Source organism: Citrobacter telavivensis (assembly GCA_009363175.1).
Lineage (GTDB): Bacteria > Pseudomonadota > Gammaproteobacteria > Enterobacterales > Enterobacteriaceae > Citrobacter_A > Citrobacter_A telavivensis.
The window spans coordinates 2,410,110-2,422,935 of record CP045205.1; the positions used below are offsets into that span (position 1 = coordinate 2,410,110).

Consider the following 12,826-nt stretch of genomic DNA (forward strand, 5'->3'; position numbering starts at 1 on the left):
ACGATAAAGCAAGCGCTTGAATTCCCCCTCAGTCCGAGGGGGGATTTTTAGCGGTGATAAAAAATCTCGCCATCGTAGGCTTTGATAATTTTGCCGTCAGCGTCATTGATCAGCACATACGCACCGCCCATATAGGTCCAGTGCGTCCCGGCATCCGGTGCGGGTAAATTTCGCAACTTCCACTGCTTGATGTTGTACTCGTCGGTGCGATACATCTCTGGCACCGTATCGCCTGGTTTGAAATGGGTGAAGTCAGCGATGAAGCCGCTGAGTTCGTACTGATCAATCCCCTTCGCGGCGACGGTTGTGGCGGGTGCGGCCCAGACCGCGCTGGATGCGAGCAGCAGCGCGCCCATCACCAATTTGTTCTTCATACTTCTACGCTCCACTGTTAGAACCTTCAAAATCAATCGTGTATCTTTCCCGGCCTTCATGATGACTGACAAGCGCTGGTTTGTTAGATTCCCGGAAATTTCGTAAAAAATGTAAACCTGTTTTTCGTCTGACAACTGCACTATAGAAGAATTCGGCCAAAAATGATGGCGTCAGACAGCGTTTTCGGACCACTGGCTACCCATGCCACGATCCCCAGATGCAGAAATGCAGGCGTTCGGCATACATCACTCCAGCGATGAAGCCCATAGAGACCAGAAGGAGATACAGAAAAAGATAAAGGACTATCAACTTTAACGCACTGGGTTTCATATTGAAATAGGTTTCATAAACAGAGACGTTTTAAATATTTTCGAAGATAACAGTTAATCAATGGCAACATATAAATTACTTTGCACGATACTATGGCGTAGTAGGCGATTTCTGATCTTGATAAATATCATAATATTAAATGTATTTAAGATTGTGGATAAAAGAATATATGATGACATTGTATCTTTGTACCTCCTTCGTTAATTAATTGCTAATTGAATAAATCAGAATGAAAAAACAGCCAGGAGTACTCTTATTATTCATGCCGGGAGCGCGTTTTGATATCAGCACTACATGAATTATATTGACAGAACAGAACGGCAAAAATATCCTGCACGTGATCTGTTGATATAAAATTCGCGGCTGGCCAGCTGCGTTATTCTTTTTGTTAACTAATGATGGTGATGGCAGTGATGAAAGCGTTAAGCCTAAAAAAGAGTGTTTATGTTCTGGTTATAGCCAGCGTATTGTCTGGTTGTGTTTCGGAAGAAGAACGCCTCGCGCGCTGTGAAGCTAAAGGCGTGAGCCGCGATGTTTGTTATCAGGTCGATCGTGCTAATCAGCAAATGATCGACAACAATGCGCAACAAAGCGCTTATGCCAATGCCCGTGCTGCGGTAAAACAGCATGCGCAGGCCACGAAGAAAAAAAGCGTCTATTACTATGAAGGGATGGAAATCAAAAAGGTGAGCACGGGTTTGAATATTAATGGTTTGCCAGCGTCTCTCGTGGAGAAAGAGGAAAGCGCTACCGTTTATCAGCAAGGTTTACATTATTTTATCGTGTACAACACGGGACACCTGGCAGTACTTAATAACCAGCGTCAGATGCTGGGCTGGGCAAAATAAAAAACCATCACTTTCTAATCTGCTGTTCTTACCGCGGGTCAGGCAAAGCTGATTTCAGTCGCGCCAGGAATAAGACAATAAACGCCGACGATATCAATATTCATGTGGCGCTTCAGGTTGAAGCGCCACCATTTTAACCGCTACCTTAGCGTCGTTTCACGATATTCTTACCAGCCTAATGAAGCAGAAGCCGCGACGACGGAATCACCATCAGACGTTCCGGCATAGCTAACCGTTGCGGCGACATTCTCCGCGAATTTATGACGATAGCCCATGGCATAACCTTGTTCACTTTTAAAATCAGCAGCGCCAACAGCAATAGCATTATCGGTGTCTACATAGTGAAGTCCGGCGATAGATGCGGCTCCAGCAATACCACTACGGTATTCTTTACGATCGTCGTTTTGCTGCTTTTCCATCGCAGAAAAGCGCGAATTATTTTGATTTTCCAGGGTGGTAATACGCGTTTCATGGTTAGCTAACTGTGTGGTGTGAGTCTGAATGACGCCATCTTGCGCTTTTTGTTTTGTTTGCACGTTAGCCACAGCGACCTGGTTAGTCGTTGTATGCTGTAAAGCCGTGTCTGCTTTACTACCATTAGTGCTAATTAACACGTTTTGATCGTTATCGACAATTTTCTGGTTTGCTTTGTTAGTGGCAATATCATCACGATTCTTAATGATTGCCTGGCCGTCATATTGTTCATCCAGAGTGACACGTTTTACCAGGTTATCATGATCGGTACGAATTTGTTGTGCATAAGTGGCAACATTATTCACCTGAGTTACATCCGCTTTACCCGCTTCCAGAGCGGATATTTGTCCTTCATGCTTTTGTAAATCATACGTAGCGCCATCAATACCAGAGACAAAAAAAGCCCCATTGGTCGTGGGATTCGTGACCACTGCATCAACGTTAGCCGCCAGGGCCGCAGGGGCAAGGGAAGCAAACAGAGCAGAGAAAACGGCAACAGCAATAATGGATTTATTTACAGATTTCATTTCAAAGTCTCACATTCAAAACACGATATATAAACAGTTATTTCCACTCTTTTTAATTGCGAGTGTGATTTAACAGTTGTTAATAAAAATGGATGTCAACATTAATAATACGTTCAGAGCATCTTGATTAAGATTTTCCTTAATTCGTGAGGCGAACTATCCACTAATGGAGGGCTAATAATCTTGACTTGGATCACATTTGAATTTAATAAGTAAAGAGGCGTGTCGAGTTATGGTTGGATTATTTTAATGTAAACATTAATAACCCATGCAGCATAAGGTGTCGGCATAATAAATATATTACTGAAGAGGCGAAAATATTTTTTCATGCCTGGTTCAAATAATGGATTTCTTACATTAATAATGATTGTGCTGCTTATGAGCGTTGCACTCGTTTTGTCCTGAAGATGCTGTTGTTGTTACGCACAGAAAAACTCCTTGCACCTGCTCGGTACCGGCGGTTACACTAAATATTGACATTTTATATGTAATTCATTGTTTTATAAGTAATTTGACTCGGGGTGCCCCTTTTCACGAAGGGCTGAGAAATACCCGTACCACCTGATCTGGATAATGCCAGCGTAGGGAAGTCAGACACTGCTCGTGTCCCTTCTTCGCGCGGGCAGGAGCGTAATCATGCAGCCTGACCTGCACAGCCGCGAACATGCGGTTCGTACCTTAAAACAATTTCGTACCCTTTCTCCGTTGACACACTGTATGACCAATGACGTCGTGCAGAGTTTTACCGCCAATACGCTACTGGCTTTGGGCGCTTCTCCGGCGATGGTGATCGAGCCGGAAGAGGCTCGCCAGTTCGCTGCCCTTGCCAGCGCGTTACTTATTAACGTGGGTACGCTGACGCAGCCGCGCGCACGCGCAATGCGAACGGCGGTTGAGCAGGCGAATAGCGCAAAAACGCCCTGGACACTGGACCCCGTTGCCGTGGGCGCGCTCGAGTATCGTCGTCGCTTCTGCTTTGAACTCCTGACCTTAAAACCGGCAGCCGTTCGCGGTAATGCTTCGGAGATCCTGGCGTTAGCCGGTGAAGACGCCAGTGGACGTGGAGTGGACGCCACCGACGCGGTCGCAACGGCCCTGCCGGCGGCGCAGATTCTGGCACGTCAGACTGGCGCTATTGTGGTGGTCACCGGTGAAGTGGATTACGTCACGGACGGCGAGCGCACGCTGAGCGTCACCGGCGGCGACCCGTTGATGACGAAGGTGGTGGGCACCGGGTGCGCGCTTTCCGCCGTGGTGGCCGCCAGCTGCGCGCTGCCCGGAAACCGAATCGAAAATATCGCGTCGGCCTGCGGGTGGATGAAACAGGCGGGACGGATTGCCCGCAAAACCTGTCACGGACCCGGCAGTTTCATTCCGGCGTTTCTCGACGCGCTTTACACCCTGGAGACGGAGGTCGCAGCATGAAGCGGATTAACGCCTTGACCATCGCCGGCACCGATCCCAGCGGTGGCGCAGGTATTCAGGCCGATCTGAAAACCTTCTCGGCGCTCGGCGCTTACGGCTGTTCGGTGATTACCGCGCTGGTGGCGCAGAATACGCGCGGCGTGCAGTCGGTATATCGCATTGCGCCGGATTTTGTCGCCGCGCAGCTCGATTCGGTGTTCAGCGATGTACGCATTGATACCACCAAAATCGGCATGCTGGCGGAAACCGATATCATCGAGGCTGTGGCGGAGCGTTTACAGCGCCATCGGGTGCGGAATGTGGTGCTCGACACGGTCATGCTGGCGAAAAGCGGCGATCCGTTGCTGTCGCCCTCTGCCGTTGAGACATTGCGCAAGCGACTGCTGCCGCAGGTTTCACTGATTACGCCCAACCTGCCTGAAGCGGCAGCGTTGCTGAATTGCCCGCATGCGCGCGCAGAAAAAGAGATGCTGGAACAGGGACGGGCGCTGCTGGCGATGGGCTGTGGCGCGGTGCTAATGAAAGGCGGCCATCTGGATGATGCGCAAAGCCCTGACTGGCTCTTTACGGCTGACGGTGAGCAGCGCTTTACCGCACCGCGGGTGATGACCAAAAACACGCACGGCACCGGTTGCACGCTCTCTGCGGCGCTGGCCGCACTGCGTCCTCGGCATGCTGACTGGGCAGGGGCGGTGCAGGAGGCGAAAGTCTGGCTGTCGGCGGCACTGGCGCAGGCGGATACCCTGGAGGTTGGGCACGGCATTGGACCTGTTCATCATTTCCACGCGTACTGGTAGCGTATATACTGGCAGCAGACTGGCTGTCAGGAAAAAGACTCATGGAACAAGCGCATACTCAACTTATCGCGCAACTGAACGAACGTATTTCAGCGGTGGATAATACGCCGCTCTATATCAAGTTTGCCGAGACGGTAAAAAATGCCGTGCGCAGTGGAGTGCTTGAGCATGGCAATATTTTGCCCGGCGAACGAGATCTCAGCCAGTTGACCGGCGTCTCACGCATCACGGTGCGTAAAGCGATGCAGGCGCTGGAAGAAGAGGGCGTGGTGACGCGTGCGCGCGGCTATGGTACGCAGATCAACAATATCTTTGAGTATTCGCTGAAAGAGGCGCGTGGTTTTTCTCAGCAGGTTGTCCTGCGCGGGAAAAAGCCGGACACCTTATGGGTCAACAAACGAGTCGTTAAGTGTCCGGAAGAGGTAGCGCAACAGTTGGCGATTGCCGCCGGCAGCGATGTGTTTTTGCTTAAGCGTATTCGCTACGTTGATGAAGATGCCGTATCTATTGAAGAGTCGTGGGTGCCCGCGCACCTCATTCATGATGCCGATGAGATAGGCATATCGCTGTACGACTATTTCCGTAGCCAGCACATCCACCCGCAGCGCACCCGCTCGCGGGTGAGCGCAAAGATGCCGGATGCCGAGTTCCAGTCGCATATCCAGATGGACAGCAAAGTGCCGGTGCTGGTGATAAAGCAAGTGGCGCTTGACCAGCAGCAGCGCCCCATCGAGTACAGCATCAGCTACTGCCGAAGCGATTTATACGTCTTTGTGTGCGAGGAGTAACTCCTCGCGAAACGGCGCACAGTCACCGCCGCGATGTCCGACGACCCACGAGGCCACGGCGTTGCCGAGCAGCACCGCGTCCGCCAGCGACCAGCCCGACGCCAACCCGGCCAGCATCCCCCCCGCGTGACTGTCACCCGCGCCAATCGTATCAACGACCAGCGTTGGAAAGGCGGGGACATGACCAGAGGATGACGTACTGAAAAACCAGGCGCCCTCTTTGTCATGGCGAACGATCAAAGGTGCCGCAAATCGCTTCACCCATTGCGCGCCCAGGTCTTCCACATCCGAGCTCAGATCGAACCGTTGGGCCGCGATTTCAGCTTCCTGACGATTGAGCGACACCAACGGGCGACAGGACAGAATGCGCGCCATTAGCGCATCAGGTATATCGCCAATGCGCGGACCAAAATCGATAAACGGCATCATCTGATCCAGACCTTCCAGCCACTGCACCAGCAGTTCGCCGCAGGGGGAGGCCAGTTGATAGCCCGAGAGATAAATCAGGCTATTACGCGGGACGGTGAGTTGAGCCAGCCAGTCAGCGTTCCACTGGTTCTCAACGCCGCTGAATGACATGAACGTGCGCTCGCCATCCGGCTCGACCAGTGCCAGACACCAGCCGTTGTCGCCTTCTGCGGTCTCAATGAGGCTGTGTAACCCTTCTTTCGCCATCCGGTTACGAATGATATCTGCCCACACGCCCTGGCCCAGCGGCAGGGCATTACCGGCATCAATGCCCAGCCGTTTCAACGCGACGGCGATGTTCAGCGCGCAACCGCCGACGTTAACACCTTGCTGCTTTAGCTCAATGTCACAACCGCGCCAGGGCAGAGCATACGCATCGGCAATGACATCGATAACCGCTGCGCCGATGACCGTGACCGGTTGGTGAGTCGTTTAACCTGGCAGCAGTTCGGCTAAACGTGAAGCGTTCATGACTCCTCCCGACGTTGGCGCAGACGGGCAAGCGCCGTAGCATAGCGGTTGAAATCGAGCTGATTGACCGTATCCAGCTCCTGTTTCCATGCCGGATTAATGGCGCCGACGCCCTGCAACGCACCGCAAATGGCCGTTGCCATCGCCCCAATGGTATCGGTGTCGCCACCAAGATTCGCGCACAGAATGGCGCAACGATTGGGATCGGTTTGCGCCAGTTCGACCATCGCAATAGCGCACGCCACCGATTCGATCGTGCTGGTTCCCGCACCAATCACCTGATACAGCTGTTCGCTGGCCGCTTCGGCACCGTCGGCATGACGCACAATTTTTAGCGCCATCTCCAGACGTGCACAGAGCGACGCGCTAAAGGTGGTGATTCGCTTTTGTTGGGCATGCAGGGCGATGGCGGGGAGCGAATCAACGATCGCTGCCCAGGAATCGCCTTCGATCGCCCGTGAAATCGCCCATGCCACCACTACCGCACCGGCGATAGCCAGATCCGATTTGTGCGTCGGGCTGGAGGCCAGCGCGACGTCGTCGATAAACGCATCCAGATTGCGCGCTGGCAGCAGGCATCCCAACGGCGACACGCGCATGGCCGCGCCGTTGGTGACGCCGTTGTTCTCCAGTTCCGCCACCGGTTTCCCGCCACGAATGGCGTTCAGGGCGATTTTCGATGTCGGTCCGAGGACGTTTTTGTTGAAGGCGTCAAAGCGCAGCGCCCAGTCGAGAATGTTACGCCCAATCAGATCCGGGTCGATTTCACCGTCGCGCGTCAGCAGGGCATCTGCCAGACAGAGCGCCATTGAGGTATCGTCGGTAAATTCTGCGCGGCCAAAATAGCAGGCCGCATTGTTTTCTTGCGGGCCCGGCAGAAAGTGGTCAATCCAGCCAAAGTGCGCTTTAACGCGGGTTCTTGGCCACAGTTCTGACGGCATACCCATCGCATCCCCTAACGCCTGCCCGTAAAGAGCACCGAGAATACGTTCTGCTTTCATTTCACTTCCCCTTGTGTCAACGCAGTATCGCGAACCTCAATAGCGGTAATTTCTTTGTCCGATTCGCGAAAGAAAATCATAAACAGCACGGCAATCACGGCGATCATCACCGCCCCGAATGTCCACATGCCCGCCCAGTTGAAGGTGAGGCCGTTGACCGGCTCCTGATAGGCAAACATTTTTTCCATCATTACGCCGCCGAGACGGTAGCCCAGCAGGCTGCCGAACCCCTGACAGCAGAGTGTAATCAACCCTTGTGCGGCGGTACGCATATGCACCGGCGCTTTTTTATCGACGTAGATATATGCCGTCACATAGTAGAAGTCATAGCTCACACCGTGCAGCAAAATGCCGAGGAACAGCAGAGCATAGGTGAAGTATTCGTCTGCGCTGCCGTAAATGAAGAAGCCATAGCGGATCGCGGCAGTGATAAGACCAAGGAGCAATACCTTTTTGATACCAAAGCGCTTGGTAAAGAAAGGCAATGCCAGCATAAAGAAGATTTCAGAGAATTGACCGAGGGTCATCCAGCCGGTGGCGTTTTTCATCCCCACTTCCGTCAGATATCCATTGGCGAAGATGTAGTAGAACGCCAGCGGCATCGCGAACAGGAACGAGCAGAAGAAAAAGACGAGGAAGTTTTTATCACGCAGCAGGGTAATCGCATCCAGACCCAACATGACTTTGAAGTCCATCTTGCCGGTGCTTTTCGGCGGCGTATCCGGCAGGAAGAAGGCAAATACGCCCAGCAGCGCAGAGCTGGCAGCCGTCACCAGCAGTGGGATGTTGGTTGGTGATATATCGTTATAACCCAGCATTTGCGGCAGGAATCCACAGGCGAGACCGGAGGCAATCCAGCCGATGGTGCCCATCACACGGATGCGCGGGAAGTCGCGCTCCACGTCCGGCACGTTGGCAAATGCGATGCTGTTGGTCAGCGCAATGGTCGGCATATAGGTCAGCGAGTAGGCCAGCAGCAGCGGGAAGAATCCACCGAACGTCGTCTGCTGAGCGGCAAAATACATCAGCACCGCACCGGCGAACATCAGAACTGCCAGCACCTTTTGCGCCGAGAAAAATCGGTCAGTCAGAGAGCCCACGAGGATCGGCGACAGAATCGCGGCGATTGCGGTACAGGCGTAAGACCAGCCAATCTCACCGGCGGTAAAACCACTTTTACTCAACCAGAGCCAGAGCGGAACAAACCAGGCTCCCCAGATAAACCATTCAACGAACATCATGAACGACAGCTTCACTGTAGTTTTCATCTTTAAATCCTTCATGACAGGTAAGGTACGTCATGACAGTACCATTTAATAATACCTTTTAAATACCTTTGAGGCGAAACCTTGACCGTCTTAACACTTTTTCGTCAGTGAATCGTGCCAGCGGATAACGCTGAAAAATGCCCGAAAGATGGAAAAAATGGCCGGTCAGTACCAGACTTATGGCTGCCCGCAAAACGCGGATCAGGACAATTCACATTCCGACTCATTCGGAACTTACGGGAGCATAGCTATGACTGATATTGCGCAGTTGCTTGGCAAAGACGCCGACAGCCTCTTACAGCATCGTTGCATGACCATACCCTCTGACCAACTCTATCTACCCGGACATGACTACGTCGACCGCGTGATGGTGGATAACAACCGTCCGCCTGCGGTGCTGCGTAACATGCAGACGTTGTATAACACCGGGCGTCTGGGGAAAACGGGTTATCTGTCAATTTTACCGGTCGATCAGGGGGTGGAACACTCGGCAGGTGCCTCGTTTGCCGCCAACCCGCTCTATTTCGACCCGAAAAACATCGTTGAACTGGCGATCGAAGCCGGGTGTAACTGCGTAGCCTCGACCTATGGCGTGCTGGCCTCCGTATCGCGCCGTTATGCGCATCGCATTCCGTTTCTGGTAAAACTCAACCATAACGAAACCCTCAGCTATCCGAATACTTACGACCAGACGCTGTACGCCAGCGTGGAGCAGGCGTTCAATCTGGGGGCGGTGGCCGTAGGCGCAACCATCTACTTTGGTTCAGAAGAGTCGCGCCGGCAGATTGAAGAGATTTCTGCCGCCTTTGAACGGGCGCATGAGCTGGGGATGGTCACCGTACTGTGGGCCTATCTGCGAAATTCTGCGTTTAAAAAAGATGGCGTCGATTACCACGTCTCCGCCGACTTAACCGGGCAGGCGAACCATCTGGCGGCAACCATTGGCGCGGATATCGTCAAACAAAAAATGGCAGAAAATAACGGCGGATACAAAGCCGTGAACTATGGCTATACCGACGATCGCGTCTATAGCAAGCTGACCACGGATAACCCTATCGATCTGGTGCGCTACCAACTGGCAAACTGCTATATGGGGCGTGCAGGGTTAATCAACTCCGGTGGTGCAGCGGGCGGCGAGACCGACCTGAGCGACGCGGTGCGTACTGCGGTTATCAACAAACGCGCGGGCGGAATGGGTCTGATCCTCGGTCGCAAAGCCTTCAAGAAATCGATGGCTGACGGCGTGAAACTGATCAACGCCGTGCAGGATGTCTATCTCGACAGCAAAGTGACGATTGCCTGATGTCACACATTCCTCTCCCGCAGCGGGAGAGGACTGTCTACGATGATTTCAGCGAAGTAAAGGACAATCCGGCGGCAACCGACACCGCAAGGCGGCGGGCAGAATTTCGATATGAAATTCCTGTCCGCTCAACGGTTCGCCGTCCAGATTAAAGGTGATGTCATGCGGGGCCCGGATAGCAAACCAGGCGGAGGCACCATCGATGATATTGGGATTCTCCTCCTGCGGTTTCAGGGTGGAAAACAGCGCGGGGAGGATTTCTTCACCGGTAAAAATCCGCAGTTGCAGCAGACCGTCGTTGATCAACGCATTCGGGCACAACTGCTGTCCGCCGCCAGCCTGACGTCCATTACCAATTCCAATCACCAGCGCGTCACCCTGCCAGTGGAAGTTTTCGCCACGGATTTCGCAGCGATCTGGCTTAAGCGTATCCATGCGCATCAGGCCGTGAATGATGTATGACACGCCGCCCAGCGCGGCTTTCAGTTTTTCCGGTGTCTCAGTGGTGATACGTGTGCCAAAGCCGCCGGTGGCCATATTGATAAAACAGGTTTTATCGTTGACCTGCGCCATATCAATCTCAATGGCGTTGCCGACAATCGCCAGCTTCAGCGCCTTATCCAGCTCAACAGGGATCCCGACGCTGGTGGCAAAATCGTTGGCGGTGCCCAGTGGCAGGATGCCGAGTGCCGGAATATCGGGACCCTCACAGTGAATCAGGGCTGTCGACACCTCGTTAATCGTGCCGTCACCGCCGCCCGCGATCACCGTTTCAACGCCCAGACGGCGGGCTTCTTCAACATAACGTTCAGCATCGCCTTTTTCCCAGGTGACGCGAACGTGAATCTCAACCCCTTCGTCGCGGAGCAGCCCAATGGCTTCCCGCAATACGGGGTTATCTGCACTTTTACCATTCAGAATCAATACGCTGGACGGGACATGATCCATTCCTTTTTTGCCTGTTTGTTTTTGAAAGACTTGAAGAAAGTGTATAGCAGAAACGAAAGGAGGAGGTCAGAACAGGACTAAAATACGCACACAATATACTATTTTTGCAAACTAAATCGCGGTACAGAAAGGCGGCAAATGAACGAATCCCTGGGAGCATAGAATTACTATGTGACTAGGGTGAGTGAGTGCAGCCAACGCATCAGTACCGCGATTCAGGCAGCAAAAAAATAAGCCTGCGTAAGGGAGATTACGCAGGCTAAGGAGGTGGTTCCTGGTACAGCTAGCATTTATGGGTTATGTTTTTCAGCGAAATGGATAATACCCTTAAAGAACGAAGCGGTATGTGATCGGTTTCTAAGATTCATCCTGGCGTGAAAAAATAACCCTGATTAACTATTTAGCGTGCGGATTACGCGTCGATTCGCCGGAGAAATTGCGCATTAACAGCGCATAATCCAGCATCAGATCCTGCGGAACAGGGATCCATACGGTATAACCGTCACCAGGCGCTACCGGCATCGGCTCGCCCTTGGCGTTTTCCATCTGCGCTAACGTGAAGTTAACGTTGCCCTGCGGGGTCATCAGTTCCAGGCTGTCGCCAACGGAGAATTTGTTCTTCACCGCCACGGCGGCGAGGTCGCCTTTCCGCTCACCGGTAAACTCGCCCACGAACTGCTGACGCTCGGAAACCGAGTAACCATATTCGTAGTTTTGATAATCGTCATGAGTGTGGCGACGCAGGAAACCTTCGGTGTAGCCACGATGCGCCAGGCCTTCCAGCGTTTCCAGCAGCTGTGGATCAAACGGTTTGCCGGCAGCGGCGTCGTCAATTGCTTTACGATAAACCTGTGCGGTACGCGCGCAGTAGTAGAAGGATTTGGTACGGCCTTCGATTTTCAGCGAATGCACGCCCATCTGTGTCAGGCGTTCAACGTGGGCGATGGCGCGCAGATCTTTCGAGTTCATGATGTAGGTGCCGTGCTCGTCTTCGAACGCGGTCATGTATTCACCCGGACGCTGGGCCTCTTCAATCATAAACACTTTATCGGTTGGCGCACCGATACCCAGCGTCGGCTCCACATTTTGTACCGGGATCGGCTCGTATTTGTGAACGATGTTACCGACCACATCTTCTTTGCCTTCCTGCACGTTGTATTCCCAACGGCAGGCATTGGTGCAGGTGCCCTGGTTCGGGTCGCGCTTATTGATGTAGCCAGAGAGCAGGCAGCGGCCAGAGTAGGCCATGCACAGCGCGCCGTGAACGAAGATCTCAATCTCCATCTCCGGCACCTGATTGCGGATCTCTTCAATCTCTTCCAGCGACAGCTCGCGAGACAGAATCACCCGGGTCAGCCCCATCGAGTGCCAGAATTTTACCGTGGCCCAGTTTACGGCGTTGGCCTGGACGGAGAGGTGAATTGGCATCTCCGGGAAGTTTTCACGCACCAGCATGATAAGCCCCGGGTCAGACATGATCAGGGCATCCGGACCCATTTCCACCACCGGCTTCAAATCGCGGATAAAGGTTTTCAGCTTCGCGTTATGCGGCGCGATATTCACTACCACGTAGAATTTTTTACCCAGCTCATGGGCTTCATTAATGCCGAGCTGTAGATTCTCGTGGTTGAATTCATTATTGCGCACGCGCAGAGAGTAACGTGGCTGGCCCGCATAGACGGCATCTGCGCCATAGGCGAAAGCGTAACGCATATTTTTCAGCGTTCCCGCCGGGGAAAGGAGTTCCGGTTTAAACATAATTTTCTCGTTCTGATGACAGGTCAGATCCGCTTCACCTGATGA

12 protein-coding genes and 1 riboswitch are annotated in these 12,826 nt (G+C 52.9%); of the genes, 5 read left to right on the plus strand and 7 right to left on the minus strand.

Features of this window, described 5'->3' with window-relative positions; translation table 11 throughout:
• Positions 1 to 47: 47 nt before the first annotated feature.
• Positions 48 to 374 carry a Ni(II)/Co(II) efflux transporter accessory subunit RcnB gene (gene rcnB, locus GBC03_13785; GenBank protein QFS71204.1) on the minus strand — a complete coding sequence of 109 codons (327 nt, stop codon included), beginning with the start codon at positions 372 to 374 and terminating at the stop codon, positions 48 to 50.
• 744 nt (positions 375 to 1,118) lie between these two features.
• Here rcnB and GBC03_13790 point away from each other — a divergent pair.
• Entirely contained in the window at positions 1,119 to 1,553 is a 435-nt protein-coding gene (locus GBC03_13790; GenBank protein ID QFS73997.1) for a hypothetical protein, read from the plus strand.
• A 167-nt stretch (positions 1,554 to 1,720) separates the two neighbouring features.
• Here GBC03_13790 and GBC03_13795 read toward each other — a convergent pair whose 3' ends face one another.
• A complete protein-coding gene (locus GBC03_13795; GenBank protein ID QFS71205.1) occupies positions 1,721 to 2,554 on the minus strand; it encodes a hypothetical protein in 834 nt (277 codons plus the stop codon).
• Positions 2,555 to 3,061: 507 nt separating this feature from the next.
• Positions 3,062 to 3,159, plus strand: a riboswitch (TPP riboswitch).
• A gap of 31 nt (positions 3,160 to 3,190) precedes the next feature.
• Between GBC03_13795 and thiM the strand changes: the two genes are divergently transcribed.
• The 3 genes from thiM to GBC03_13810 are packed head-to-tail and all read left to right on the plus strand — an operon-like array spanning position 3,191 to position 5,564.
• Positions 3,191 to 3,979: a hydroxyethylthiazole kinase gene (thiM, locus tag GBC03_13800; protein QFS71206.1), complete on the plus strand. Its 789-nt coding sequence runs from the start codon at positions 3,191 to 3,193 to the stop codon at positions 3,977 to 3,979.
• Entirely contained in the window at positions 3,976 to 4,776 is an 801-nt protein-coding gene (thiD, locus tag GBC03_13805; protein ID QFS71207.1) for a bifunctional hydroxymethylpyrimidine kinase/phosphomethylpyrimidine kinase, read from the plus strand. The genes thiM and thiD overlap by 4 nt, the downstream gene beginning before the upstream one ends.
• Positions 4,777 to 4,817: 41 nt before the next feature.
• Positions 4,818 to 5,564 carry a UTRA domain-containing protein gene (locus GBC03_13810; GenBank protein QFS71208.1) on the plus strand — a complete coding sequence of 249 codons (747 nt, stop codon included), beginning with the start codon at positions 4,818 to 4,820 and terminating at the stop codon, positions 5,562 to 5,564.
• Here GBC03_13810 and GBC03_13815 read toward each other — a convergent pair.
• The 3 genes from GBC03_13815 to GBC03_13825 are packed head-to-tail and all read right to left on the minus strand — an operon-like array spanning position 5,538 to position 8,772.
• Positions 5,538 to 6,440 carry a sugar kinase gene (locus GBC03_13815; GenBank protein QFS71209.1) on the minus strand — a complete coding sequence of 301 codons (903 nt, stop codon included), beginning with the start codon at positions 6,438 to 6,440 and terminating at the stop codon, positions 5,538 to 5,540. The two genes, GBC03_13810 and GBC03_13815, sit on opposite strands and share 27 nt — an antisense overlap.
• A 59-nt stretch (positions 6,441 to 6,499) precedes the next feature.
• A complete protein-coding gene (locus GBC03_13820) occupies positions 6,500 to 7,504 on the minus strand; it encodes an ADP-ribosylglycohydrolase family protein (GenBank protein QFS71210.1) in 1,005 nt (334 codons plus the stop codon).
• Entirely contained in the window at positions 7,501 to 8,772 is a 1,272-nt protein-coding gene (locus tag GBC03_13825) for an MFS transporter (GenBank protein QFS71211.1), read from the minus strand. Before GBC03_13825 ends, GBC03_13820 begins: the two co-directional genes overlap by 4 nt.
• A 250-nt stretch (positions 8,773 to 9,022) precedes the next feature.
• On the opposite strand from GBC03_13825, the gene fbaB reads away from it, so the two are divergent.
• Positions 9,023 to 10,075, plus strand: a complete 1,053-nt coding sequence (fbaB, locus tag GBC03_13830) for a class I fructose-bisphosphate aldolase (GenBank protein QFS71212.1) — start codon at positions 9,023 to 9,025, stop codon at positions 10,073 to 10,075.
• Between the two features lie 48 nt (positions 10,076 to 10,123).
• Here fbaB and yegS read toward each other — a convergent pair whose 3' ends face one another.
• A complete protein-coding gene (gene yegS, locus GBC03_13835; GenBank protein ID QFS71213.1) occupies positions 10,124 to 11,023 on the minus strand; it encodes a lipid kinase YegS in 900 nt (299 codons plus the stop codon).
• 396 nt (positions 11,024 to 11,419) lie between these two features.
• Positions 11,420 to 12,781: a U32 family peptidase gene (locus GBC03_13840; GenBank protein QFS71214.1), complete on the minus strand. Its 1,362-nt coding sequence runs from the start codon at positions 12,779 to 12,781 to the stop codon at positions 11,420 to 11,422.
• Between the last annotated feature and the right edge of the window lie 45 nt (positions 12,782 to 12,826).

What these genes read in the sequence shown, in the direction of transcription:
- rcnB (QFS71204.1), bottom strand. Translation starts at nt 374, where the DNA reads ATGAAGAACAAATTGGTGATGGGCGCGCTGCTGCTCGCATCCAGCGCG.
- GBC03_13790 (QFS73997.1), top strand. Translation starts at nt 1,119, where the DNA reads ATGAAAGCGTTAAGCCTAAAAAAGAGTGTTTATGTTCTGGTTATAGCC.
- GBC03_13795 (QFS71205.1), bottom strand. Translation starts at nt 2,554, where the DNA reads ATGAAATCTGTAAATAAATCCATTATTGCTGTTGCCGTTTTCTCTGCT.
- thiM (QFS71206.1), top strand. Translation starts at nt 3,191, where the DNA reads ATGCAGCCTGACCTGCACAGCCGCGAACATGCGGTTCGTACCTTAAAA.
- thiD (QFS71207.1), top strand. Translation starts at nt 3,976, where the DNA reads ATGAAGCGGATTAACGCCTTGACCATCGCCGGCACCGATCCCAGCGGT.
- GBC03_13810 (QFS71208.1), top strand. Translation starts at nt 4,818, where the DNA reads ATGGAACAAGCGCATACTCAACTTATCGCGCAACTGAACGAACGTATT.
- GBC03_13820 (QFS71210.1), bottom strand. Translation starts at nt 7,504, where the DNA reads ATGAAAGCAGAACGTATTCTCGGTGCTCTTTACGGGCAGGCGTTAGGG.
- GBC03_13825 (QFS71211.1), bottom strand. Translation starts at nt 8,772, where the DNA reads ATGAAAACTACAGTGAAGCTGTCGTTCATGATGTTCGTTGAATGGTTT.
- fbaB (QFS71212.1), top strand. Translation starts at nt 9,023, where the DNA reads ATGACTGATATTGCGCAGTTGCTTGGCAAAGACGCCGACAGCCTCTTA.
- yegS (QFS71213.1), bottom strand. Translation starts at nt 11,023, where the DNA reads ATGGATCATGTCCCGTCCAGCGTATTGATTCTGAATGGTAAAAGTGCA.
- GBC03_13840 (QFS71214.1), bottom strand. Translation starts at nt 12,781, where the DNA reads ATGTTTAAACCGGAACTCCTTTCCCCGGCGGGAACGCTGAAAAATATG.